At 41.2% G+C, this 25,340-nt stretch carries 19 protein-coding genes; 16 read left to right on the forward strand and 3 right to left on the reverse strand.

Annotation, left to right across the window (positions count from 1 at the left end; translation table 11 throughout):
- The first annotated feature begins 40 nt into the window (after nucleotides 1-40).
- From QT327_RS20615 to QT327_RS20660, 10 genes are all read left to right on the forward strand, one after another.
- On the forward strand, nucleotides 41-307 hold the full coding sequence (locus QT327_RS20615) for a hypothetical protein (protein WP_289553904.1): 267 nt from the start codon (nucleotides 41-43) through the stop codon (nucleotides 305-307).
- On the forward strand, nucleotides 289-1,539 hold the full coding sequence (locus QT327_RS20620) for a RagB/SusD family nutrient uptake outer membrane protein (RefSeq protein ID WP_289553905.1): 1,251 nt from the start codon (nucleotides 289-291) through the stop codon (nucleotides 1,537-1,539). Before QT327_RS20615 ends, QT327_RS20620 begins: the two co-directional genes overlap by 19 nt.
- Before the next feature lie 30 nt (nucleotides 1,540-1,569).
- Nucleotides 1,570-4,146: a glycerophosphoryl diester phosphodiesterase gene (locus tag QT327_RS20625; protein ID WP_130856175.1), complete on the forward strand. Its 2,577-nt coding sequence runs from the start codon at nucleotides 1,570-1,572 to the stop codon at nucleotides 4,144-4,146.
- A 90-nt stretch (nucleotides 4,147-4,236) separates the two neighbouring features.
- Nucleotides 4,237-6,513, forward strand: coding sequence for an early set domain-containing protein (locus QT327_RS20630; RefSeq protein WP_130856176.1), 2,277 nt, complete (start codon nucleotides 4,237-4,239; stop codon nucleotides 6,511-6,513).
- A gap of 6 nt (nucleotides 6,514-6,519) precedes the next feature.
- Nucleotides 6,520-8,646 (forward strand): SGNH/GDSL hydrolase family protein, encoded by a 2,127-nt coding sequence (locus QT327_RS20635; RefSeq protein WP_130856177.1) that lies wholly within the window; start codon nucleotides 6,520-6,522, stop codon nucleotides 8,644-8,646.
- A gap of 51 nt (nucleotides 8,647-8,697) precedes the next feature.
- Nucleotides 8,698-9,558, forward strand: coding sequence for a hypothetical protein (locus QT327_RS20640; RefSeq protein ID WP_289553906.1), 861 nt, complete (start codon nucleotides 8,698-8,700; stop codon nucleotides 9,556-9,558).
- On the forward strand, nucleotides 9,546-10,976 hold the full coding sequence (locus QT327_RS20645) for a glycoside hydrolase family 31 family protein (protein ID WP_289553907.1): 1,431 nt from the start codon (nucleotides 9,546-9,548) through the stop codon (nucleotides 10,974-10,976). The genes QT327_RS20640 and QT327_RS20645 overlap by 13 nt, the downstream gene beginning before the upstream one ends.
- Before the next feature lie 136 nt (nucleotides 10,977-11,112).
- Nucleotides 11,113-13,407 (forward strand): FAD-dependent oxidoreductase, encoded by a 2,295-nt coding sequence (locus tag QT327_RS20650; RefSeq protein ID WP_130856179.1) that lies wholly within the window; start codon nucleotides 11,113-11,115, stop codon nucleotides 13,405-13,407.
- 31 nt (nucleotides 13,408-13,438) lie between these two features.
- Entirely contained in the window at nucleotides 13,439-14,503 is a 1,065-nt protein-coding gene (locus QT327_RS20655) for a sodium:solute symporter family transporter (RefSeq protein WP_289554451.1), read from the forward strand.
- 44 nt (nucleotides 14,504-14,547) lie between these two features.
- A complete protein-coding gene (locus QT327_RS20660) occupies nucleotides 14,548-15,081 on the forward strand; it encodes a hypothetical protein (protein ID WP_289553908.1) in 534 nt (177 codons plus the stop codon).
- A 42-nt stretch (nucleotides 15,082-15,123) separates the two neighbouring features.
- Here the strand turns inward: QT327_RS20660 and hrpB are convergent, their stop codons facing one another.
- The 3 genes from hrpB to QT327_RS20675 are packed head-to-tail and all read right to left on the reverse strand — an operon-like array spanning nucleotide 15,124 to nucleotide 18,787.
- The gene (hrpB, locus tag QT327_RS20665) at nucleotides 15,124-17,616 is read right to left on the reverse strand and encodes an ATP-dependent helicase HrpB (RefSeq protein ID WP_149105281.1); all 2,493 of its coding nucleotides are present in this window, start codon (nucleotides 17,614-17,616) and stop codon (nucleotides 15,124-15,126) included.
- A gap of 44 nt (nucleotides 17,617-17,660) precedes the next feature.
- The gene (locus QT327_RS20670) at nucleotides 17,661-18,035 is read right to left on the reverse strand and encodes a DUF418 domain-containing protein (protein WP_289553909.1); all 375 of its coding nucleotides are present in this window, start codon (nucleotides 18,033-18,035) and stop codon (nucleotides 17,661-17,663) included.
- Nucleotides 17,945-18,787, reverse strand: coding sequence for a DUF418 domain-containing protein (locus QT327_RS20675; protein ID WP_289553910.1), 843 nt, complete (start codon nucleotides 18,785-18,787; stop codon nucleotides 17,945-17,947). Before QT327_RS20675 ends, QT327_RS20670 begins: the two co-directional genes overlap by 91 nt.
- Nucleotides 18,788-18,961: 174 nt before the next feature.
- Between QT327_RS20675 and QT327_RS20680 the strand changes: the two genes are divergently transcribed.
- The 6 genes from QT327_RS20680 to QT327_RS20705 all read left to right on the forward strand — a co-directional run bounded on the left by QT327_RS20680 (nucleotide 18,962) and on the right by QT327_RS20705 (nucleotide 25,038).
- Complete coding sequence (locus tag QT327_RS20680) at nucleotides 18,962-19,711, forward strand: tyrosine-protein phosphatase (protein ID WP_130856182.1); 750 nt, start codon at nucleotides 18,962-18,964, stop codon at nucleotides 19,709-19,711.
- Between the two features lie 205 nt (nucleotides 19,712-19,916).
- Nucleotides 19,917-20,834, forward strand: a complete 918-nt coding sequence (locus tag QT327_RS20685) for a nucleotidyltransferase family protein (protein WP_130856183.1) — start codon at nucleotides 19,917-19,919, stop codon at nucleotides 20,832-20,834.
- Between the two features lie 31 nt (nucleotides 20,835-20,865).
- On the forward strand, nucleotides 20,866-21,960 hold the full coding sequence (locus QT327_RS20690; RefSeq protein WP_130856184.1) for a mannose-1-phosphate guanylyltransferase: 1,095 nt from the start codon (nucleotides 20,866-20,868) through the stop codon (nucleotides 21,958-21,960).
- A 19-nt stretch (nucleotides 21,961-21,979) separates the two neighbouring features.
- Complete coding sequence (locus QT327_RS20695) at nucleotides 21,980-22,423, forward strand: VanZ family protein (RefSeq protein ID WP_165446974.1); 444 nt, start codon at nucleotides 21,980-21,982, stop codon at nucleotides 22,421-22,423.
- Between the two features lie 138 nt (nucleotides 22,424-22,561).
- A complete protein-coding gene (locus tag QT327_RS20700; protein ID WP_130856186.1) occupies nucleotides 22,562-23,953 on the forward strand; it encodes a UDP-glucose 6-dehydrogenase in 1,392 nt (463 codons plus the stop codon).
- A gap of 458 nt (nucleotides 23,954-24,411) precedes the next feature.
- Complete coding sequence (locus QT327_RS20705) at nucleotides 24,412-25,038, forward strand: response regulator transcription factor (protein ID WP_013665289.1); 627 nt, start codon at nucleotides 24,412-24,414, stop codon at nucleotides 25,036-25,038.
- The last annotated feature ends 302 nt before the right edge of the window (nucleotides 25,039-25,340 follow it).

A 25,340-nucleotide genomic window follows, 5' to 3' on the forward strand; every position in this document is an offset into this window, starting at 1 on the left:
TTAGAAACATGCAATAATGAATAAACAAAAATGTAAACAGATGAAAACTTTTCAATATAAAAAACTTTGGAAATTATTGTCGGTATTGATAATAACTTCTACCTATACTTCCTGCAGCATGGAGGAAGATGTCTATTCTTCTATTATTACTGAAACTTTTTACAAAACAGCTTCGGATGCTGAGAAAGGTCTTCTCGCAGCCTACGGCGCCATGGGAGGTTTGTATTCGGGGCCGGCCGCAACCTTAGTGCCCGATCTGAGCAGTGATCAGATTTTTCCGCGTGCGTGGTGGGTCGAAATTCACTGACTCTTTTTACGCTAGATCCAACCTACACGATTCAGCGAAGTCAGGGCAGATTAAATGAATCGCCACAGCAAATCTGGACCTCCTGCTACAGTGGTATTGAACAGGCCAACTGGGTACTTACAAAGGTGCCGGAAATTACCATGGATGAAAATAGGAAAAAGCAAATTTTAGGTGAAGCATATTTTTTGCGAGCATTTTACCATTGGATGCTTACAAAGAACTTCGGTGAAGTTCCCATAAAGATTAACCCTAGTGTAACGGAGGCAGATGCTTATACACCTAAAAGCGCAGTGTCGGATGTGTACAGTCAGATATACAGCGATTTGGACAATGCGTATGCCGCAGGTTTACCTTCCTACCCGTCGATAGTGCCCGGAAGGCCCTCGCGGGAAGCTGTTTATGCGCTTTATGCGAAAGTGGCATTGTATAACGAAGACTGGTCGACTGCACTGGAAAAAGCACAATTGGTAATCAGTTCGGGAACTTATTCGCTCATACCGAATGTGGTAGATTTATACGCGTATACAAAGGAGGAAGATGCGCGAAAGGAAATGATCTGGTCTTATGAATGCGATCCTATTTCGCCGGGAAATGGCCACCAATTGGTTGGACTTTGCGGTCCATCGGGTAGTGCGGGAGTAGAATATGCCCGTACATCTTTCGGTTCTATGTTTGCGTATATGTCATTTTTCAATTCTTTTGACCCGAGCGATCAAAGAAGGCGGTTGTTGGATACTACTTACTTGAATAGGGATGGAAAATGGGTTCCGCAAAGGAATATTTCGCCTTTTACGCCGCAAGCAGTTTTAATTAAAAAATACCAGGATCCGGTGTCTACAACCGGAACGATTCGGAATATTCCCATTTTGCGCTTGGCCGATGTGTATTTAATTGCAGCGGAGGCAGAAGCAAAATTAAATGGGCCAACAGTGCTGGCTTACTCTTACTTAAATGCTGTTCGTACGCGCGCTGGCCTGCAAGAGATAGCGCCTGGCTTAGGAAATGAAGGTTTTATTGATGCGGTAATACAAGAGCGAGCATGGGAGTTCTTTGCGGAAGGCGATCGCTGGTATGATTTGACAAGAACCGGTAAATTTATGACGGTTATCCCGACAGCAACAAACGATGTGTATCCGCAACGGAACGTGCAAGCGAAATATCGGTATTTTCCCATTCCGCAGGATGAAATAAATGCTAATGATAAGTTGGTGCAAAACCCTGAATGGAATTAAGTGATGACAAATTGAGAAAAAGAAATCCCTATGAATGATCGCCTATTTATTTGTATCAGCTTGGTTCTTCTAAGTTTAACCGGCTTTGCTCAATCTAATGTAGATTTGGAAAATGAGTATCTTAAGTTGCAGTGGACGAAGACAGCGCAGGGCTATCGGTTGAATCAACTTATTTTAAAAGATGGGCAGCACGCCGATTCGGTAGTTAATACGCTGGGCGAATACACGATATTGTACAGCAAAGATGTACCAGATACAAGCAGTCCTAATGGGCAGGCTTATCAAATTAATTTATTTAAAGCTTATCCGCATAATTTGAAGATGTGGAAAGAGGCGCTTCAGCCAGTTCCCTTAAATACGGCGGGTAATCCGATTTCGTTTTTTCCTGAAAAAGTTGATCGAGTTGGTGGGAAACTGCGCTTTAAGCAGGATACGGATGTACTTTCCTTGGAGTCACTATGGCAGTTAGACAGTTCGGCGAAAGACATTTTGGTGGAGATACGCCTTACGGCGAAAAAGGCTGGATATTATGCCATAGCGAGCCCAACACTGTATCCGATAGAAGAGCAGCATTTAAAATGGGCGATCCTTCCGGGTTACTTCCAAGGAAAAAAATTGGAACCAAATTTAATGCTGGCATACGGTTACGGACAGGGTATACCAGCTAAACCGGTTATTGTGCGCGAGCGGGTCGCTAGCACCTTAGCTCCGCTCGTGCAGCAGCTGAATGGTCTAAGTTTGGCAGTAATACCGGCGCCGGGGACAGGAAGGGATCCTTGGGAGTCGGATACCATCACGCAACGTAAATGGCGCTTGGGCTTGTCTTTAATGAACCGTACGGGGCAGCTTTCGCCTACCTTATATCATCCCGTTTTAGGTGAAGATAGCTCCTACATGCATGCGGGCGAGCAGCGCGTTTTTCGATTTAGATATGCATTAAATACGGATAACTGGTTTGCGCTTTATAAGCACGCAGTGTATGATATTTATCGGTTCAAAGATTTTCTAGCATTAAAAAACACGAATGAATCACTCACCCATCGCATTGGTGCTATGGTTGACTATCTGAAGAATGAATCGACTTCTCTTTGGAACACCTATGATTACCAGGGATTAAAAATAGGCGCACAAGCATACTTAGGGCCCATCGCCGGATCTGACCGCGACGCAGTTAAGAATTCAGACTACGGTGCGATGTGGATGACGGCCAAGTTAAGCGGTGATACGGTACTTCAAAAAGGACGACTTCCTTATGCGCGCAACTTTAAATTGGTTCAGCAACAGCAGGATACCGGTTTTTTCCAGGGCGCTGCAATTGGCCAGTATTACTTGTGGAAAGGCAAGCGTTTTACCGAAGAATGGGGCGACTACGTGGAACCCATCGCTCTGACTTATTATACAATGATTGATCTCGGAAATATACTGTTATATCAGCCGCAAGACGTGGAACTGTTAAAACGCTTGCGGGCGGGCGGAGATAAGTTGTTGGATTGGCAAAAGGCGGATGGACGATGGGAAGTTGCTTATGATCGTAAGACAACGCATCCGGTGTTTAAGGAATTGACGGACCGACGACCGACTTTTTATGGATTAGTGGTTGCATATCGTTTGCTGGGCGACAAAAAATACTTGGAAGGTGCTAAAAAAGGCGCTGATTGGTTGATGGAGGAAGCGGTAAATAAAGGTTCGTTTTTGGGGGTTTGCGGGGATGTGCGTTTTGCACCGGATTTTGCAACAGGCCAGACAGCGCAGGCATTTCTTGACTTGTATGACATCACTAAAAAAGAAGCTTATCTAAATGCGGCTATCGAAACGGCCCGTTTGTATACAACTTCTATTTATACACACCCCATTTCCTCGAAGACAAATAAGCATGTTAAGGGAACCGAGTGGAAAGACTGGCAAATTAGTCAAGTTGGTTTAAGCTTTGAGCATGGTGGAATCTTTGGTTCTGCTAATGTCTCCGGTCCAATTTTATTGGCCAGTCATGCGGGTATGTTTGTGAGGATGTTCGAACTTACGAAAGATTCAATTTTTATTGATATGGCACGTGCTGCGGCATGGGGAAGAGATGCATTTGTTGATCCGGCTAGTCACGTTGCTTCTTACTATTGGAGTACGATGAATGCAGGACCCGGACCGTTTCCGCATCATGCCTGGTGGCAGATCGGATGGATTATGGATTACCTCCTTTCGGAGGCTTCCTTAAGAACGAATCAGCTGATTGCTTTTCCAAGAGGATTTCTAACCCCTAAAGTTGGCCCTCATCAGCCTTATGGCTTTGCAACAGGCAGCTTGTTTAATGAAGAGGTGGAACTACATCTTCCAAAAAAAACGATCCGGTTAACGAATGAGAAAATCGACTATTTCTGCGCCAAAGGTATCGCGAACGATACCTATTATGTTGTGTTGATGAATAACAGCACAGAAGATCAACAGATAGAGTTGACTACCGACAGCCTATATGAGCATAAGCTAGGGAAGCCAACCGGAAAGCTGGTTTTGTTAGATCAAACAGGGGTGGTTTTGCGCAAGAGGGCGCAGATAGAAAATAAGATAGCTATGCACATTCCAGCCTATGGTTTAAGAGTAGTAAAACTTGATTGACAAACCTCCCAATGGATAAAAAAGCGCTTATGCGTTTTATGAGTGCAAAAATATAAATACAAACGAACTAGTTATTTACGGATGAAACCAATGATAAATCGAAAGTTAACAGTCTGTTTTTTGTTTGCAGGCTTATTGTTTTTCAATAGGCTTGCAGCGCAGATGCTGAATCTTGCTAAAGGAAAGCCGGTTTCCGTTACTCCTAAAATTTCTGATAATCCTGGCGAACACTTTGTCGACGGGGAGGATGCCACCTTGTTTTATGCTTACCCGACAGCTCCTATTAATAGAATAGAGGTGGACTTGCAGGGGACGTTCAATATTGATCGTATACTTCTTAGAGGTTTTAAGGGAACAGATACCCTTCGGATCTTTACGATTAACGTTTCTGAAAAGAAGGAGGTATTTGTTAATGTACTGCCAGCGAAAAAGCTGATAACGTTTACACCGGTTACTGCCAGTAAGTTAGTAGTTGAGTATAAACCCAAGAATAATACGGTGATGGGTGAATTAGAAGTCTTTGCTCACGAGCGGCAACCCGTAATGGTAAACCAAAGTGGTTATAATACAGGTGCAGTAAAGCGGTTTACGGCCCCACTTGCTGCGAATGGAACACCCTTTGTTATCGCGAAAGCGGATGAAGACAAAATGCTGTTTGAAGGGGTAATAAAAAATAAAATAGGTGATTTTACGGCCTTTAATCCAGAGGGCTCGTCCAGTTATAAAATAATTGTTAAAGGGCAGGATGTAGGTGTCTCTTTCCCATTTACAATAGCTCCCTATTTAATCGAGCGTGTTTCCTATAAACCAGCCATACAGTTTATGATAGATGATAGGTGTTGGTACGGAAATACAAACAGTTTTAAACCAACGGTGCAAGATGCAGGTTGCCCTTTTCTAGGAATCGCTTGGCGGGATAGCCATCAATTTTCTTTTGAGTTACAAGCCTTAATCAACCTGTATTTCTCGAATCCTGACGCCTTTTCGGTAGATCGCATGCCCATTGAAGGACAATATATTGGTTTGAGGAAAAGGCTCCCTGAAAATACGCCGGAAATTGTTCGTCTCATATATTATGCAGTAGACATTTACTTGAGGGGAAAAGTGAATCATACCTTATTAAAGGAACAATTGGCTTATTTCCTATATGCATATCCGTATTTAAGTGAATATATACCGAGAGAGGTATATGAAGAAGCAAGGGACTATGTGTTTGCTATCTGGGAAACCGCTGACAATAATCGATGGCGCTGGCACGATATTGAGCATAGTGCCAATCTTTTTCAAACTTATACCATTATGGGAACGGGTAAGGGGCAGTTTCCTCCAGGGCACTCAATTGTGCCAAACCTAATGCTGTTTGAAGTCGCTAAACGCGAAGGAAGAAGGGATGCTATACGCTACTGGGATGCAGCGATGAAGCAAACGCAGTGGATTGTTGACAATGTGGATTGGAAGGATCCTGCAACTACGAAAGGACAACGAATGAATGAGTACGTAACGATGCAATCGTTGGGTTATTTTTTAAAACAGTATCCCGATAAGGCACCAAAAAAGTTGCTTGAAAAGATAAGGTTGTGGGCTGAGGTGGCCATCTCACGTTCGGATAATATGTGGGACTTTAGAAAATATAAAGAAGATAAATGGGTAATCCCTGAGATTAAATCGGCCAACGATCCGACGTTTAATCCGAATGGTAGTTTTAATGAGCCCGGTAATATTGCTGGATTTCCGGTAGCTGCTTTGGTTGCAAAACAGGTGTTGACTGACGAGAAGCTGAACAAGCGATTAGAAGAAATAGCGGTAGGACAGATTGATAATGTGTTTGGTAGAAATCCCGCTGGCAGGCATTATAGCTACGATGCTTGCACTGATTTTGAAGGGGCCGACCTAGGTTGGTTTCAGGAATATGAAGGCGGAGCAGGCATGTTGCAAACGGTAAGAGGGGTGTTGGATGGTTCACCGAAGGAGGATGTATATCCGTATGATTCTTACGGAGGAGATCCCGGCCATACGGAAGGTTGGGTCACTTTTAACACAGCCTGGATGGAAGGGATTGCCTATCGGAACTACGATTTAACGAAATTGAGCGTAGTTGGCGAATCAAAGAATAAAGAACTCCTAGTGCAACTGGCTGTACCACTGAACTTAAATCCTTTGGTACAAGAACGAGCCGAGATACGGGTAACTAAAAACGGCAAGGATGAAACGACGCTGGTACTGGAAGAGGAAGGAACAGATGCCTTGTATTTTAAGAAAAGATTGAAGTTGGAAGAGTTACCCTACCAAATAAAAAAAGGTGATGTACTTACTTTTTCTTACGGTTTGGCACATTTTAGTAAGGAAGCGGCTATCACTATTGATTGATTTATAATGAGGTTGAAATTTTGTTACATTTTCTTATTGTTGAGCTGCGCTATATGGAAAGTGGAGGCGGCTAAGTACTTGTTTTTAGTGGCCGGCCAGAGCAATAGTGTAGGAAAGGGCAATGCTTCTTTAGCTCCTGCTGTAATGCCGGGAGTGGCTTATGAATATGTTTACCAAGCAGACTCATTAAGACCGCTGATTGATCCCGTGGGCGCTAATGAGTTGGATTTTGAATCAGCAAGCTCAGGAAGTGCCTGGCCCGCTTTTGCTGATACTTTTTATCAACTTACGGGCGATACGATTGTATTAGTGCCGGCTTCCAGAGGAGGGAGCTCCTGTCATGAAAAAGCCGAATTGGATAATTATGGGACATGGGCGGTTTCCGGAAGATTGTTTAATAATGCTTTACGCAAAGTAGAGGCCGCTATGAAAAAGACCGGCCTGCCACTTAGTGGTATTATTTGGCTACAAGGGGAGAGAGACGCTAATGCGATTAATAGTGGGAAGTTAGCGCAAGCAGCATACGAGCGAAGTCTTAAAGAACTGATCGTACGCTTTAGAACAGCCATGCATGCTAGTACGCCATTTTTTATAGTTAAAACCGGTTATTACAATAACCATCCGAGGGCAGGTTTTGATCAGGTACGGGCCAGTCAAGACCACGTAGCTAAACAGATGGATTCGGTGTATATCGCTTTTGAAGGAACAAATCTTTTTATAAACAGCGGTTTAATGACGGACGAGATTCATTACAACCAAGAAGGCTTGAATAAAGTGGGAGATTCATTGGCGTTTAAGGTTGCCAACAAGCTCGGTATAACTGAGCAGAACTTGCCTAAAACAGGAGCATTACAGATTAAGGGGATTGACGAGTTTAAGCTGCGCAAGGGAGCGGCTAATTTTTTTAAAAAAGCCAGGGAGCGAAAAAAGCTACGTGTAGGCTATATTGGGGGAAGTATTACACAGGCAGATAAAGGGTATCGTAAACAGACTACAGAACTTCTTAAAGTGTTATTGCCCAATAATGAACTTGTTGAGCTAACAGCAGGAATTCCTGGAACGGACGCTGATTTAGGAGCCTGCCGACTGGCCGACCAATTATTGTCAAAGCAGCCGGACCTCGTTTTTATAGAGTTTGCTGCAAATGGTGGTTTTCCGCAAGGAATGGAAGGGATTATTCGGCAAATTAAAAAAACTGATCCGCAAATCGATATCTGCTTGATCTATGCAGCGACGGTAGGACAACTAAAGGCCTACCAAGAAGGAACTATTTTAACCCATATTGCTAAAATAGAACAACTGGCCGATCACTATCAGTTGCCTTCGGTACACATGGCTTTATACCTGGCTTGGATGGTACAACAGGAAAAACTGATAGCAAAAGGTGATGCTGGAAATAAACTTGGAAAACCAATTTTTACCGAAGATGGCGTTCACCCACTACCGATTGGAGGAAACTTATATGCTGCTGCGATAGTAAGGATGTTTCGTGCTGCACTTGAGCTTTTTTTGTCAGGAAAAGAGGCTGCGCCTGATTTGCCTTCTGCACTGTATGTTGATAACTGGGAGCAAGCGCAATGGATAAGCCCTCAAGAAGGCGCAATATTTTCGGATGATTGGAAAGAGATTCCGACTACCGGAAAACTGCAACAGTTTGGCGTGTGGTTTCCTACAGTCATGACGGCCGATCAAGCGGGAGCCAGCTGCACGATCCGTTTTGAAGGAGATGCTGTTGGTTTATTCGATATAGGGGGGCCGGAAGTTGGACAACTTAAGGTGACGCTGGATGGCAGAGAAGTGCAACTGCTTGTTGATAAAGGTGTGCGTTACAACGTTGTGTCTGAAGGGCAAACCGTACTTAACCGATTTAATATCAATTGTAACAACCGTTACAGGGGACAGTTTTTTATGTTACAGACCTCACTTGGAAAACATGAGGTGACGTTTAGTATAGATAAAATAATACCTGACAAAAGGGAGATTTTAGGAGCAGATCAACTAGATGATATTACCGCGCATCCGGAGAAATATGCGCATGCTCAAATCTACATAGGAAAAATTTTAGTAAAGGGTGATATTTTAGATGAACCGTCCATGTTAAAAATCGCATTTCCATCACACAGGACAATGTGAATTTTTAACATGGTAAGCTCCATCTGACCGATGGAATAAAGTTATTTACAGATGAAAAATAAAGGTCTTTTGTTTTTATGTTGTTTCGCCTGCTTATTTGCGAAGGCCACAAACTTGCCTGATACATTATTTATCAGAAGAGATCACTATACTTTTTTTATCATACCCCAGGGCTTGCGCTATGGTATTTTATTAAACCGGCAGCACATTGAGGCTATATCGCCACACGCGCAAGCCGGAATCCGTTTTGCAAAAGGAGCGGAAAGACCTCCACTTCCTGCTAATGCGAAAGGAATATTAAAACAAGAGGAGAGCCTGTTGCAGTTGGCTGTTGAAAATGAGCAAAGCATGAAAGCGCGATTGAGTGTTTTCTTTGATACAAATTATGTAGCCTTAAAACTGCAACCGTTTATATCCAATCAAGTGGATAGCTTGTTTACGATCGATTTTTGTACCGCTGCTGCTAGCCCGGCCTATGGCTTAGGCGATCATGGAGGTTATGGAGACAACATGGCCATTCGTAATTTTATAGAGGATGATTTTGGCAATCGGGACAATGGGCATCGCTTTATTTCTACGTTCTCTATTTTTCCACAAAATCAATTTGCGCAGGTTCTTTTCGAAAAGCGAACAAAACGGGTAGCGATTAGCGATAGAGAAAACCGTTTAGGTGCTGTAGGTGTTAAGGAGGCTAAAATTTATTATCTTCTTGGTAGGCCGAGAACGATCTACAGTAGTTATAAGCAACTAAAAATTCAGGAGGGATACCCAGATATTAAACCAAAATACCGCTTTTTCGAATTGGGGTATGAAGCATTTGGCTCATTGGGATGGAATACTTTTCAGCATTCGGTGCAAGAAGATTTGGATCATTATTTGAAAAATGGGTTTGGACCTAAATGGGCGTGGTAGGTTCGGGGTTTTGGAAAGGAGAAAGAAAAAATCCAAGTGAAGGCAGTACAACAAGTTTTGGTATATGGGATGACCTGAAGGAAGGAGGGAGAAAGGATGGATTGCCTTCTCCGAGATACCCCGATGTGAAAGGCTTTAAAAAGTTTTTTGCTGAGCGGGGAATAGATTTATTAGTGGGATTGCGTATTAATTTTAAAGCTCCTCGGCAATATCAAGGTAACTTTTATGAGGCCAACGATGGGCCTTTCACCTTGCAGGGTTTGGATTCAAGCTATTTTGTGACGGATGCCGCGATGAATCCGGAGACCTATAAAGTCGTTTTTCCGCAGGGAAACGTGTTTTTGCTAAATGGTGGGAATAGACGAGCGATTGACTGGTACGTGAGGGGCACAGACAAATGGGGAGTGAAGGGATTTAAGGAAGATCTCATGTTATTGGACGGTGCCAAGTTAAATAATGACGCCAAGGTTGATGAGGTGAATCGGGCCTTGATTGATAAAGAATACTTACTAATGGCCAGAAACGGAGCTTATGCTGTGCCTGGTGATATTTTACGTCTGGAGGATACCCAATATGGTCATGACCAGGATCGGCCCCTTATTAATGGATTGAATTATGCTGCAAGTGGTGTATCTGCTGTCTATCTAGATATTGTGGCGGGTAAATATTTAAAACTGCCGCTTACGAACGATCAAGAACTATATTTTGCCAGAAATGCAATGCTGGCAGCTGTAAGCCCGGTGATGGCGATGGGACTAGGTCCATGGAATATTACAAATACCCATTATAAGGATGCAGTCAAGAAAGCAGCGGATTGGCATACCCAATATGCGCCTTATCTCTATAGTGCGGCAGTTAAAAGTTTTAAAGAAGGTTATCCGTATACGATGACACCGTTGCCAATTGCTTTTCCTACAGATACAAATACGTATTATTTAGCGGGGAAGGAACACCGGCAATATGCTTGGATGTTGGGTGAATCCTTATTGGCTACTCCAGTGTACGGAAATGATTATGCCACCGCTACTTCTCGGGATGTCTACTTGCCGGCAGGGAGGTGGATAGATTTTGAAAAAGGGACCGTTTTTAATGGGCCTTGTACATTGCGGGAATATGAATTCCCTACCGACAAGTTACCTTTATTTGTAGGTGGGGACGGGATTTTAGTAAGGAAACAAGGCGATGCGTTTTACGCAGATATATATCCGGTATCAGAAAGAGCATTTTTGTATGATTTCTATTTTCCGGATGGCAGCGGAAAATCTACTGTTAATAAAAGAGGAAAAGGCATCATCAAGGAAAATGTGAGGGTGAAAGATCTGGCGACGAATAAAGAGGTTGAACTGGAAGCAAAGCATAAAAACTTAGCTTGGTCCTTTAGGCTGTTGCCAGGACATCGATATGAAATTTACGAATGAAGTTTCCACGGCAATAATAGGAAAATGTTTAAAAAAGGATTGGTGAGCTTATAACCATTTAGGGATGCGATTGAAACAAATAATAAGAAACGAAGCTACCGACAAAATAAAATTACATATCAATAAATATTAACAGATGAAGTTTAAAGAAGAATTCGTAGCAGCAGGAAGGAATAAGTATGTAGAAGTACTAAAGGCTGATCTTGTTATAACCGGTGGTGGATTGTCCGGTGTTTGTGCAGCTATTACGGCGGCGCGCAAAGGCTCCAAGGTGGTGCTTGTACAAGATCGCCCCGTACTTGGTGGTAATGCCTCCAGTGAGATCCGGTTGTGGATATTAGGGGCTACTTCTCATATGGGTAACAACAACCGATGGAGCCGAGAGGGAGGGGTGGTTGATGAATTATTGGTGGAAAATACTTACCGCAATCCGGAAGGAAATCCTGTTATTTTGGATATGATTCTTTTAGACAAGGTGGCTCAAGAACCCAATATTACCCTATTGCTGAATACGATGGTATATGAGGTCGAGAAAGATGGGCCCGATCATATTTCGGCACTGAAAGCATTTTGTAGTCAGAATTCCATTGAATATCAGCTTCAGGCACCGTTGTTTTGTGACGCTTCCGGAGACGGTATTGTTGGCTTTTTAGCGGGCGCAGCCTTCAGAATGGGGGCCGAAAGCAAAGAAGAGTTTGGTGAACTGATGGCTCCGGGAGCTGTATACGGAGAATTACTTGGTCATAGCCTATATTTTTATAGTAAAGATGTTGGTAAGCCGGTTAAATTTATACCGCCTTCATTTGCAATGGATGTAACGAAAGAAATTCCCCGATTTAGGAATTTTAATGCCAAAGAATTTGGATGTAAATTGTGGTGGGTAGAGCATGGGGGCAGAATGGATACGGTGCATGATAGCGAGAAAATAAAATGGGATTTGTGGAAGATTGTCTATGGTGTGTGGGATTATATCAAGAATTCGGGAAATTTTCCGGAAGCTGATACGATGACCTTGGAATGGGTAGGTGCAATTCCGGGGAAAAGAGAAAGTAGAAGGTTTGAAGGGGATTACATGTTGACACAACAGGACTTAGTGGAGCAAAGAAAACATGAGGACGCCGTGGCTTATGGCGGATGGTCTATTGATCTACATCCTGCGGACGGCGTGTTCGGTGAAAATAATGCTTGTGACCAGTGGCATAGCAAAGGAGTTTTTCAAATTCCTTATCGCTGCCTTTATAGTCGTAATATTAAGAATTTATTTCTGGCGGGACGAATTATCAGCGTAAGCCATGTGGCTTTTGGAGCGACTAGAGTGATGGCTACAAGTGCCTACGTTGGGGAAGCGGTGGGGATGGCAGCTGTTTTATGCAGACAGTTCGAATTAAATCCGGCGGCACTCTTACAGGAAAAAAAAATAGACACACTACAACGGGAATTAATAAAGATAGGTCATTATATACCGCATATAAAGCAGGCTGATCCCTTAGATTTGATGCAGCAAGCGTCTATAAATGCTTCTTCTGTGTGGGAGTTTAATGGATTTGATGCCATAGATGTTCAGTGGAAGCCCTTATTTATTGCTGCTGCCCAATTGTTGCCTATACCCAGTGGTAGGTGCCCGTCGTTTAAAATAACCGTCAAGGCTACTCGTAATACTACATTAGTGGTGGAGTTGCGAAAAAGCAGCAGAATAGGGAATTTTACGCCGGATATGCTGCTGACTAGTCAAACGTTCGACTTGAACGAGGGAGAGCAACTATTGGAATTAACCTTTGACCTGACGCTGGTTGATCCTACATACGTGTTCCTTGTGTTTAAAGATAATCCGAATATTTTACTTCCTTATACGGAACAGCGGGCTACGGGATTGGTTGCTGTTTTTAATGGGGTAAATAAAGCCGTGTCAAATTATGGAAAGCAAATCCCGCCTTTAAATATGGGCGTTGACACATTCGAATTTTGGTGTCCGGCGCGGAGGCCGGAAGGGCAAAATATATTGTTAAGCGTCTCTAAAGGATTGCATATTTTCGATCCTAGGTTTCTTATAAATGGTGTAGATAGACCAACTGTTAGAAGCAATGCCTGGGTTGCGGATCCGACAGATCCCAATCCATCCATCGAGATTGTTTGGAATAAAAAACAAAGGATAAGTAAGCTGGTCCTTTTCTTTGATACGGATTTTGATCATCCAATGGAATCGGTACTAATGACCCACCCGGAACGCGTGATGCCTTTTTGTGTGAGAGCGTATAAGATTCTAGACGATAAGGGAAATACTATATATGAAAAACAAGATAATTTTCAAACGATCAATGCTATATTATTCGATGGTTCCGTGGAAACAGAAAAATTGATTGTTAGCATGGCACATCCTTCGAATAACGTTCCGGCAGCCTTATTTGGAATACGCTGTTATGCTCAAAGATAATTGTATTTAACAAATAAAGACCTAGATTGTGATGAATAACATCGATTATGTAGTAATGGCTGTATTTGCCCTTCTGATTTTATGTATTGGAATGGTGTTTACTTATTCAGGAAGTAAAAATACATCGACTTTTTTTGAAGCTGGGGGGCAAACACCGTGGTGGATTAATGGCCTCTCCTTATTTATTAGCTACTTTTCGGCTGGTACTTTTGTTGTATGGGGATCAATTGCTTATCAAGGAGGCTTCGTGGCTAATGGTATACAGTTAACCATGATGCTAGGTGGGTTGATAACAGCAATTTTTATTGCTCATCGATGGAAGAAAACAGGTGCGCTTACTGCCGCAGAATACATCGGTGTCCGTTTCGGGGTAAAGACGCAACAATTTTATACTACTTTAACGTTATTGTATAGCTTGTTTTCTGTGGCGGCTGTGTTATACCCAGTTGGGAAGATGGTAAATGTTGCTTCGGGGATTTCTATTGAAGCCAGCGTGCTTATTATTGGAGGTATTATTATTTTATACACAGCTGCGGGAGGACTTTGGGCCGTTTTGGTAACAGATGTGGTGCAATTTGTAGTTTTATCTGCCGCGGTATTAATTGTAATTCCACTGGCGCTAAAGGATGCAGGGGGTATCCAGACATTTGCCTCCAATGCTCCGGACCATTTTTTTGACTTTTTTAACAGTGAGTACAGTATAGGATTCTTTTTTGCTTTTCTTTTATATCAAACTATTTATATAGGAGGAAACTGGCCCTATGTGCAACGTTATACCAGTGTTTCCAATGAGAAGAATGCGCGTAAGGTGGCGTTTTTATTTACAGGGTTATATTTGATCTGTCCGTTTATTTGGATGTTACCTCCCATGCTTTACCGTGTGATTAATCCCAATTTACAGGGCATAGAAGCGGAAGGAGCTTATATGATGATGGCACAAAAAGTGTTGCCTGCAGGCTTAGTGGGCTTGGTGCTTTCAGGAATGATTTCGGCTACGGCAAGCAAAGCAAACACTACACTGAATTTAGTTGCAGTGGTTTTTGCGAATGATGTTTATAAAAAATTTTTTCTGTTAAGGCTTCTGACAAAACCTTAGTATGGGTTGCAAGAGTCTTCACTGTGCTTTTTGGATTGCTGACAATGGTTATTGCTATTCTGATACCTAAAGTTGGCGGAATTGTTGAAATGGTATTGAGCACGGCGGCAATAGCGGGCGGTTCACTCTTCGCTCCCTTGATTTGGTCATTATTTTCTAAGAAACAGACCGCAAAATCGATTGTTTTTGCATCTATTGTCAGCTTAGTGGTAAGCATATGGATGAAAATAGGCGCACCATTTATTATGGGTATAAGGTTAGATCGCTTTCTGGAAACTTGCCTCGGAGTAGGTTTGCCCTTAGCTATTTTAGCACTATTTGAATTGATCAACCGAAAGCAACATTATGCGGCGTTTTCAAAAAAAGAGGAATCCATACATGAGTATAACGAGCGACAAGATTCTGTGAAGCAAAATATATTCGGTATAAAAGTTATTGCTTTTTCGATAACACTTGTTGGTTTTGGAATCGCTTTATTGGGAATAGGAGCTGATGATGGTTTAGTAGCAGTGATTGTTGGTGCCGGAATTATGTTAGGAGGTGGTGCCATTTGGAAATCCATTTTAAGTGCTCAATGAAATTTTATGCAAATTACCATGGTAGAAAATAGATAGCTAAACTCAAGGGTACATTCGCTTATTGACGCCTCGCGCGGCCGGCGCATCTATTGGATTTTCAGGCCAGGCATGTTTGGGGTATCTTCTTTTAAGCTCTTTTCGGACTTCAAAGTAAGCATTGCTCCAGAAGCTTTTTAAATCCGCAGTTATTTGAACAAGTTTAAAACCGGGAGAAAGCAGATGAAGGGATACGGGCGTTTTTCCGTCATTGATGGTAGGCGTTTCGAGTAGACCAAAAACTTCTTGCAAACGCACTGCCAAGATTGGCGACTCGCCATTTGGTAAATAGCGAAGCCTAATCTGAGATCCACTGGGCACTGTAAGCTTGGTTGGTGCCAGTTTTTCCAGCTTTCTTTGCAGCTCAAAGGGAAGCCAATGGACCAATATCGAAATTAGGTCCAACTTTTTCAAATCCTCTGCTTTTCGGCACTTAGTAAGATAGGGCGCTAGCCATTCTTCTACGCAATTAAGCAAGCTATCGGTATCAGCTTTAGGCCAATATGCTTTCTGATCCCAGAATTTCAAGCTCATTACGCGATTCTGCCATTGTTCAACCTCCGTCGTATAGTTAAGTAAATGTAGCCCTTCTTTCTTTATTACCTTTAAAAGCACTTCGGTAACCAGATCGGGGGGGATTTGCTGTAATGGCCTTGTCTGAACGATTAGGTTGTCGATTTTCCATTCTTCTCTTGCAAGAAAAGCCCCGTTATTTGAATCCCACTGAATGTTTGTATCGTGTGTTGTCAAAGGAAAAACATCTTCTTTCTTTAGTGGAGCGGCAAGAAATACCTTGCCCTCTCCTCCTCGAAAATCAATATGGGCTATGACCAAAAAGTCTTCGTTACATAAGCTATCACTTAGAAGGAGTGTTGCCTTCCGTCCATTGGCCATGAAGAAGCGGTTGCTGCCCTGCTCTATCTTGCGGGCAATGCGATCGGGATAAGCATAGGCCACAAGGCATCCACTAACGTAAGGATCGGGATCGTCATTGTTCTCTTCAATACCAAATAGCTTTCTATAATAGGCGGCAATCTTAATCACTTTGGAGAAAGACTGATGATACATACGGTTTTTTCTCGCTCTTCTTAATGCTTCAATTCGCAAATTTAAATCGGTTTCAATCGTATTACTTAGGGGATCGCGTTCTTCCAAAAGGGCAGCAATATCTGTTGCTAAGTGCAAATGTAATTTTTCGGATGCTGCTGCGGATAGCATATGCGCTAACCTGGGATGGCATGGTAAACGATGTATCATTTTGCCATGAGCGCTTATCTTTCCATCCATGATGGCCTCGATACGAGTTAAGATCTTTTGTGCTTGCAGAAATCGTTCGAGCGGCGGTGGTGTTAACCATTTTAACTGGTCCACAGATGAAATCCCCCACTTGAACAGTTCTAAGGTTAAAGGCATCAAATCCGCATCGATAATTTCCGGATTGCGATAGGTTTTCATTTTAGCCTCTTGTGTTTTAGACCACATGCGATAACAAGTTCCAGGGCCAAGTCTACCGGCCCTACCACTTCGCTGGATTGCTGAGTCGAGGCTAATACTAACCGTTTGTAAGCTTGACAAATTAGTTTTAGCGTCGAATATTGCTTGGCGCGTAAAGCCACTATCAATGACGACGCGAACGCCTTCGATCGTGAGGCTGGTCTCGGCAATGGAGGTTGCCAGGATGACTTTCCGACCACCTTTTTCATCGGGGAGGATGGCTCTTTGTTGTGCTGCTATTGAGAGCTGCCCATATAAGCAATGGATAATTGCAGTTGTCTTTTTTATTTTCAAGAGATCTTTACATCGGTTAATCGCCGCCTGTCCAGGAAGAAAGACAAGTATGTCTCCGATGGTTTCATGAAGTGCTCGCAATATAGTTTGAACACATAAAGACGGAAGACTTTCCAAGTTTTGCTCTCCTGTATAGATAATATCTATCGGATGTGTTCTCGAAGGACATTCAATAGTTGGAGCTTTTAATAACTGTGCCAGGTTAGGTAAATCGAGCGTTGCCGACATTACCAGTAATCGCAAATCGGGGCGTAAGATTTCTTGCGTTTCCAGACAGAGTGTTAACGCAGTATCGGCATGAATACTTCTTTCGTGAAATTCATCAAAAATAATTAAACCAAATGCTTCGAGGGCATTATCATCTTGTATCATGCGCGTCAAAATACCTTCGGTTACCACTTCTATCCGTGTGCTATTGCTTACTTTATGTTCAAATCGAATCCGATAACCTATGGTTTTTCCTATATCTTCATCTAATAGAGATGCCATTCTCCCTGCGATCGCGATTGCAGCTAAACGACGGGGTTCCAGTAATAGAATTTTTTTGCCTTTGAGCCATGGTTCATCCAATAAACGCAAAGGAAGCAAGGTGCTTTTTCCTGCCCCCGGAGAAGCGCTAACCAATAAATTGGGGTGTTTTTTTAATGAATCCTGAACTTTTGAAAGGATTTGCTGAATGGGTAGTTGTGGCTCCTCTAAAATAGATAACATGGAGGTCAAACTTACGGAATAGATTCGGAATGATCAATGCTATCTTATTGGCTAAGTGGTGCGTCTTGTTCTACCATTGAATGTAATTTCTTTTTTTGAAGAGGCTGGTTTTTATATAAATTGGTAGTGCTTCGCCAGATCCATTCAAGCGGGCCAAAGCTGAATTTTTTGAACCAATAAATCGAAAAAATGATTTGTGCAAAATAGAATAAGTTGGCTAATATGATAATGGAAAGCAATTCTCCATTTTTTACTTGTTTATAGCCAAATTCAAAGAGAAGAAAGAAGAAAAAAGTTTGTAATACATAATTCGTTAAACCCATGCGGCCTAAATTTTCCAAGGCTGACCAAAAAAGCCGCCATTTTTTCTGTACCAATAAAGTAAACAGATGCCGCCGATGTAGCAGAATGAAAGCCATAGACTTTTTAAGGCACTCAACGTAGCTGTATAATATAACGTACTGCCAATAATTAAAAACACGCCAAGTGCAAGCGACCACAGAAGTAAGGATTTTTTTAATAGCTCAGTACGAAAACCCTTAGCATTAAATAGATCAACTGTACCGGCCCAGTAACCAAGATAGAATAAGCTAAGAATCATCAGGAAATGACCGGACGATAATTGATGGATAATACGTTGCGAGAAGCCTAAATTGGCTATTAAGGACATGGAAGAAGAACTTTTAATATGATGGCCGAATTCGGAAGATAAGCAAGCTGCAACAACTAAAATTGCTATTATGAATAGAAGATGTCTTTGATTCAGATGTCTAACAGGAATAAGTAACAAACCGATAATGGCGTAGATATGCAATATATCAAAAGCATAAAATTGATTATGCAGTAAACCAATAATAAATAAAACAAACAGCCTCCATATAAACTTGATTGTAAATGGCTGACCCTTTCTTTTAGCATTTCTAAATTGGATATAAAAGCTTAAGCCGAATAAGAAGGAAAATATTAAGTAAAATTTTCTTTCTACGAAAAAACTTAAGAAACTCTTGATTAAAAGGTCCGTTTCATTGCCGATTTTTTTTCCTTCGGATTGTAATTCAAGAAGATATATAGATGCCGCGTGAGCAAGGATAATTCCGTACAAGGCAAATCCCCGGAGAATATCGAGGATGGAAATTCGTGGTGAGTCAGTTTTTAATAAGGTATCGGCCATGGTAATACAAAGGTAAGCTGGAGACCCAATTAATGGAGACCATGGATACGAACTGATATAAAAACGGGCAATTATACGAAAGGGTGGGAAGTGTTGATTATTTATGTACAACGCTTACAAAGATAAGTGGCGGAAAGCAAGTACAATATACTGATGCGGAAATCGTTTATGTTGATGAGGAGAACAGTGATGTTTAATTTGTTTAGACGAAGTGGACATGCGAGTCTAGAGTGGGTTGAAGTTGATATACATTCACACCTATTGCCAGGCATCGATGATGGGGCGCCAAATGTTTCGGTATCGCTGCTGTTGCTAAAAAAACTTTTGTCTCTTGGTTTAAAATCGTTCATATTAACGCCCCATATATATGATGAGGTATTTCCTAATACGAAGGAGACAATTGATTATGCTCACGAGAGGTTCTATGCTGAAATGGAACGAGCCGGTTTAGCAGATATATATACCCATTCATCTGCGGAATACATGCTTGGCGAGAAATTTGAAGCGCTCTTAGAAGAGCAGTGTTTAAGACCATTTCCAACCAATCATTTACTGGTTGAAATGCCATGGTCGGCCGAACCGATTGCGTTGGAACAGATAGTAAGTCGCATTATCGCAAATGGGTATATCCCAATCATCGCGCATCCCGAACGTTACAATTTTTATTCATCGCAAACAAGGAAGTACCATGAATTAAAAGAGATGGGGTGTTTGTTGCAGTTGAACTTACTTTCTCCAATAGGTTACTATGGAAAACAAGTTACAATAACAACGCAATATCTTATTAATAAAAATATGTATGACTTTTTAGGAACTGATTTGCATCACCATCAGCAATTAACTAAAATAATCAGCTATGTAAAAAGTGGACGCGCTTATAAGGAGTTAGGGCATTTATCTATAAAAAACGCTGAATTGCTATAGTCGATCATGCTACCTTTCGTTTAACGGTTGGTATATTGGATAATAGTACTCAAAAGCGGTCCGTTTGTATACAATTTACGGACATTGCGTTTAAAAAAAATATTATTTATCCGATATTCACCCCGATAAATTTCCTGGCGAAATCGTTTACGTTTGCGAGTCGTCAATATTAGTTCCTTTAAAAATTGATTTAAATTAATAGCAAATGAAACCGACTTTAGTAATCTTAGCCGCTGGAATGGCGAGCCGCTATGGTGGAAACAAACAAATTGATGGTTTTGGACCGAATAACGAAACAATTTTGGAATATTCTATTTTTGATGCCATACGTGCCGGATTTGGAAAAGTATGTTTCATCATTAGGAAAGAACATCAAACTGTATTTGAAGAGAAGTTTGCAAAGGCCCTGAAAGGCCAAATGGAAGTTGATTATGCATTTCAAGAGCCTCAATTGGCAGAATACGGTTTTAATGAGTATATTGAGCGCACTAAACCTTGGGGAACCGGACATGCGCTGTTGGCTGCAAGAAATGTAGTTAAAGAAAATTTTTGTGTGATTAATGCGGATGATTTTTATAGTCTTATAGCTTTTCGGCGAATGGCGGCTTTTCTGGCAGATGAAGCTAAAGATGATTACTTTGCGCTATTAGGGTATAAGATTGACAAAACTTTATCGGATAGTGGCCCTGTAACGAGAGGGGTTTGTGCCATATCAGATTCAAGTGAATTGAAAAGGTTGGATGAGCGAGCAAAGGTTTACAGAAATTCTGAAGGTGAAATCGAGTTTGTTCAGCACGATGGGACACCTGGCAAGTTAAATGTCGACGATCTTGTTTCAATGAATTTTTGGGGTTTTACTCCAGCGATATTTTCGTTACTTGAGCCTTTGTTTGTTACTTTTGTACGTGAAAATATAGCGGATCCGAAAGCCGAATTTCTCATACCGGAGGCAGCGCAGATCTTGCTACAGAAAGGACAGGCAAGCTTTCGGGTGATCCCTATTGACGCCCCGTGCTTTGGAGTAACGTATCAAGAAGATAAACCGTTGGTTAAAAACGAACTGTCTGATTTAGTTGAGAAAGGGGTTTATCCTAAGTACTTATGGAAAGAGGTAGCTGTTTAGCATTTTTTTGCGCAGTTATAAAAAATTATATATGAATAAAAATCATTATGTTGTTATTATGGCCGGGGGCGTAGGTAGCCGTTTTTGGCCAGTTAGTAGAACATCACTTCCTAAACAGTTTATTGATGTGCTTGGGTTAGGTAAAACCTTAATTCAAAGTACTTACGAGCGATTCAAGCAAATTGTTCCGGAGGACAATATTTATGTGCTAACAAACCATAAATATGTTGAATTGGTAAAAGAGCAGTTAGGGATTACCGATGAGAACAGAATTATCGGTGAGCCGGCCATGCGCAATACGGCGCCTTGCATCGCCTATGCCTGTCATAAATTGCAAGCTTTAAACCCTAATGCAACACTCGTTATTGCCCCTTCTGATCATCTTATTCAAGATACGGAGCGTTTTCTGTCGGATATCAAAATGTCTCTGGAAGCAGCGGAAAACAGCGAAGCGTTGATTACCCTAGGAATAAAGCCGTCAAGACCGGATACGGGATATGGGTATATTCAAATTAGCGACGAGACGCTTGCCGGATTTTCAAACTTTAACAAAGTCGCTTCCTTTAGAGAGAAACCCGTTTTACAAGTAGCGCAAGAATATGTTTCGAGTGGTAAGTACCTCTGGAATGCAGGTATTTTCATTTGGAATGTGCAATCTATTCTTGCTGAATTGCAAAAGTATGAGGAAAAGTTAAATGCAGTATTTATGGCTGGATATGGAAAATACAATACACCGGAAGAAAAAGCTTTTTTGGAAGCGTATTATCCGGCATGTGAGAATATATCCATTGATTATGCAATCATGGAAAAAAGCGAACGGGTTTATGTCCTGCCTGTAGATTTTGGCTGGTCTGACTTAGGAACATGGACGTCTGTTTATGGGTTAAGTCAACAGGATAATAGCGGCAATGTGCTTATACCAGACGCTAATAATGTGATTCTATACAACAGCAGCAATTGCATGGTTAATGTGCCGAGTTATAAAAAGGTAGTTTTGAAAAATTTACATAATTATATTATAGTGGAGGCAAATGATACGTTGATGATTTGTCCGATCGATAGTGAACAAGAAGTAAAGCAAGTTGTTGCAGATGCGGCTAAGCAATTTGGTGAAAGTTATATCTAAATATTCTTTGGATTCCATTATGAAATGGGTATGGAGAGTGTGGTGCTTGCTGTATTTTATCATCTTATTCTATGTGGTTTTTTTTGCAGGAAGAAGGCCGAACCCCACATTTGAAAGCACTGATTCGCGACCATTATTATTAATCCCATTTAAAATGAAGTGGTATTTATACAAACATGCAATCGATGTAAATAGTGTGTACCTCGACATATTGGGCAATATTGTAATGTTTGTTCCGCTACCACTTTTTCTTTATATAGTATGGAAGGTCAAGCGACCGCACACAATGTTTTGGATCGGTTTTATCGCGAGTTTTATAGTAGAGTTTACTCAGTATATCACCGGTGTAGGGCTTGCCGATATCGATGATCTCGTATTCAATTCGCTTGGAGTTCTTTGCGGAGTAACTATAATTGACGGCATAAAGCGAACAGCCTTTGAAACTGAAAGATCTAATAATTGAAAAGGAGGCTAAACACCGCATCTCTCTGTTCAAGATTCGTGAAAGAAATGTAACGCTTTGAGATTTTGTCATTGTTTATTTTTGTAACGCACGGCACATAAAAAACATTTAGTTTATAATTTGAATTTATCCTTAAAAATGACTGTAAAAAAAATCTGTTGTATCGGCGCTGGCTATGTTGGCGGCCCAACAATGGCTGTAATAGCCAAGCAATGTCCTGACATACAAGTTACGGTGGTTGATCTCAATGAGGCTCGGATTGCGGCCTGGAATGATCACGATGTTAATAAAATTCCCGTTTATGAACCGGGATTGAGTGAAGTTGTTTCAGAAGCAAGGGGAAGAAACCTGTTTTTTTCAACTGATGTGGATCAAGCTATTAATGAAGCAGACATGATCTTTATCTCAGTGAATACCCCGACAAAAACATACGGAGCAGGAAAAGGACAAGCAGCCGATTTGAAATGGATCGAACTTTGTGCGCGACAAATCGCCCGCGTTAGTAAATCGGATAAAATAGTTGTCGAAAAGTCCACGCTTCCCGTCCGCACGGCTAGGACCTTGAAGGATATTTTACAGCATACCGGAAACGGTGTTAAATTTCAAATTCTTTCTAATCCGGAATTTTTAGCGGAGGGCACGGCTGTAGAGGACTTGTTAAAACCCGACCGCGTGTTGATTGGTGGCGATCAGGACGAAGAAGGAAAGAAAGCGATTGAAGCGCTGGTCAATATATATGCACAGTGGGTGCCCAGAGAACGGATTCTTACTACCAATGTATGGTCGTCTGAACTGTCAAAATTAACCGCCAATGCTTTTCTAGCACAACGAGTTTCATCGATTAATGCGCTCTCGGAACTGTGTGAACATACTGAGGCAGACATTAATGAGGTAGCCCGTGCTATCGGAACAGACAGTCGGATAGGTCCTAAATTTCTGAAGGCTTCGGTAGGGTTTGGTGGCTCTTGTTTTCAAAAGGATATTTTGAATTTGGTGTATATCGCGAGAAGCTACGGACTTACGGAAGTTGCCGACTATTGGGAACAGGTGATTATTATGAATGATCACCAAAAGAAGCGATTCGCGAACAAGATTATAAAAACGCTTTATAATACGGTAAACGGAAAGAAAATTGCGTTCTTAGGATGGGCTTTTAAGAAAGACACCAATGATACGCGCGAATCTGCGGCGATTTATGTAGCCGATCACTTACTATACGAACAGGCTCATGTCGGTGTTTATGATCCTAAGGTACCCGAGCAGCAAGTTTATACCGACCTTGACTACCTAGCTACAAGATCATCGGATGAGAACAGCAAGCTTGTACAAGTATATAATGATCCTTATGAGGCTTGTAAAGACGCCCACGCCGTGGCTATCCTTACCGAGTGGGATGAGTTTAAACACTATGATTGGCAGCGGATCTACGATAACATGTTGAAGCCGGCGCATATCTTTGATGGACGAAATATTCTCGATAAAGCGAAGCTTGAGAATATTGGATTTAAAATTTGTCCGATAGGGAGCTAGTAGAAACGAAAAGTAATTATCAGACTTTTACCAAGTCGAATTAAATTAAATAGAAGGCTAGAATTTTCTGGCCTTTTTGTTTTAATATAAATTTTGTAACAACAATTTTTGCACATTTTTATTTAAGTTTTCTCATAGATAGGTAGATTGTGTTCATTCTGTTAATAATAACGGTATTATATAACCTATTATTATATAGATCGTTAGTTGTTTTTTCTCTTCATTGTTAAATGCAATTGAGATGTGAAATGTGAAACCGACATCCTTTGCTATACAATATTTTACAAAGAGTGAAATAGGCATAAAAATATTTTTTGTCATCTTTGTTAAGACCTAAAAATTCTGGTACTGGACTGAATATTGAAGAAGGATTAAATTCTTGATGAAATAATCATATAGAATTTACACCGATCTAGATTTAACAGGTAAATACATAACAACTGTTTAAGTATTTTATTATGAAAGCAACTATAGGTATAGTAGATGATCATGCGCTGGTTTTGGAGTCTTTAATCATGCTCATTAATAATCTTGCCGATTTCCAAGTCACGATGCACGCTACCGACGGACATGATTTGTTAAATAAATTGAGACGACAAGAAAGCTATCCAGATATATTATTGATTGACGTGCTTATGCCCAATATGAGCGGTGCAGAGCTTACTGGCAAAATCAAGTTTACCTATCCGGATATAAAATTAGTTGCCCTTTCCGTTTTAAGCGATTCGATCAGTGTACTTCAAATGATCCGAGCAGGCTGTTGCGCATACCTTACAAAAAATATGAATGTTTTGGAACTCAATTTGGCACTAACTGAAGTATGGGCAAAAGGGTATTATAACTCTTATTTGACAGAAAAAAGTGTAGAAGACATCGCGCTTCAAATAGATCTGACAGATCGGGAGAAGGAATTCTTGTATTTGGCTTGTAGCGACTTAAATTATCATGAGATCGCAAAACGCATGTTTCTGTCGATTAAAACAATTGATGGTTATCGAGCCAGTTTGTTTGCTAAATTCAAAGTGAAAAGTCGAACCGGACTCGTTTTACAGGCAATTAAACATAAATTCGTCCACATTAGCTAGTGATAACCCGTAATTCTTAGCCTTATTTCCTAAAGACCTTTTGTTAAACAAATGTATAATGCTGTCTATACCTGTGTATAAATAGGTCAGAAATCGAGTATGGCGGCTTGTAGCCGAATACCTACTTTTGCATAGTAGTTCCCATGATGGAGAGAACGACGAATGAAACGAAATAAAGAAGTCTATCAAAATTATGACCTTAATCAGGATATTGTAATTTGGGAGCGAGTATGCTCAATAAGCCATAGTCTATTATTTACCATATAAAAATGTGAGTTTATACACATTTTGTTGAGAAAATA

The sequence above is a fragment of the Olivibacter sp. 47 genome (assembly GCF_030372825.1).
GTDB classification, from domain to species: Bacteria; Bacteroidota; Bacteroidia; order Sphingobacteriales; family Sphingobacteriaceae; genus Olivibacter; species Olivibacter oleidegradans.

Excerpts from the sequence above, each read along its gene's own strand:
- QT327_RS20615 (WP_289553904.1), top strand. The coding sequence starts at position 41 with ATGAAAACTTTTCAATATAAAAAACTTTGGAAATTATTGTCGGTATTG.
- QT327_RS20625 (WP_130856175.1), top strand. The coding sequence starts at position 1,570 with ATGAATGATCGCCTATTTATTTGTATCAGCTTGGTTCTTCTAAGTTTA.
- QT327_RS20630 (WP_130856176.1), top strand. The coding sequence starts at position 4,237 with ATGATAAATCGAAAGTTAACAGTCTGTTTTTTGTTTGCAGGCTTATTG.
- QT327_RS20635 (WP_130856177.1), top strand. The coding sequence starts at position 6,520 with ATGAGGTTGAAATTTTGTTACATTTTCTTATTGTTGAGCTGCGCTATA.
- QT327_RS20640 (WP_289553906.1), top strand. The coding sequence starts at position 8,698 with ATGAAAAATAAAGGTCTTTTGTTTTTATGTTGTTTCGCCTGCTTATTT.
- QT327_RS20645 (WP_289553907.1), top strand. The coding sequence starts at position 9,546 with ATGGGCGTGGTAGGTTCGGGGTTTTGGAAAGGAGAAAGAAAAAATCCA.
- QT327_RS20650 (WP_130856179.1), top strand. The coding sequence starts at position 11,113 with ATGAAGTTTAAAGAAGAATTCGTAGCAGCAGGAAGGAATAAGTATGTA.
- QT327_RS20655 (WP_289554451.1), top strand. The coding sequence starts at position 13,439 with ATGAATAACATCGATTATGTAGTAATGGCTGTATTTGCCCTTCTGATT.
- QT327_RS20660 (WP_289553908.1), top strand. The coding sequence starts at position 14,548 with ATGGTTATTGCTATTCTGATACCTAAAGTTGGCGGAATTGTTGAAATG.
- hrpB (WP_149105281.1), bottom strand. The coding sequence starts at position 17,616 with ATGTTATCTATTTTAGAGGAGCCACAACTACCCATTCAGCAAATCCTT.
- QT327_RS20670 (WP_289553909.1), bottom strand. The coding sequence starts at position 18,035 with ATGGCTTTCATTCTGCTACATCGGCGGCATCTGTTTACTTTATTGGTA.
- QT327_RS20675 (WP_289553910.1), bottom strand. The coding sequence starts at position 18,787 with ATGGCCGATACCTTATTAAAAACTGACTCACCACGAATTTCCATCCTC.
- QT327_RS20680 (WP_130856182.1), top strand. The coding sequence starts at position 18,962 with ATGAGGAGAACAGTGATGTTTAATTTGTTTAGACGAAGTGGACATGCG.
- QT327_RS20685 (WP_130856183.1), top strand. The coding sequence starts at position 19,917 with ATGAAACCGACTTTAGTAATCTTAGCCGCTGGAATGGCGAGCCGCTAT.
- QT327_RS20690 (WP_130856184.1), top strand. The coding sequence starts at position 20,866 with ATGAATAAAAATCATTATGTTGTTATTATGGCCGGGGGCGTAGGTAGC.
- QT327_RS20695 (WP_165446974.1), top strand. The coding sequence starts at position 21,980 with ATGAAATGGGTATGGAGAGTGTGGTGCTTGCTGTATTTTATCATCTTA.
- QT327_RS20700 (WP_130856186.1), top strand. The coding sequence starts at position 22,562 with ATGACTGTAAAAAAAATCTGTTGTATCGGCGCTGGCTATGTTGGCGGC.
- QT327_RS20705 (WP_013665289.1), top strand. The coding sequence starts at position 24,412 with ATGAAAGCAACTATAGGTATAGTAGATGATCATGCGCTGGTTTTGGAG.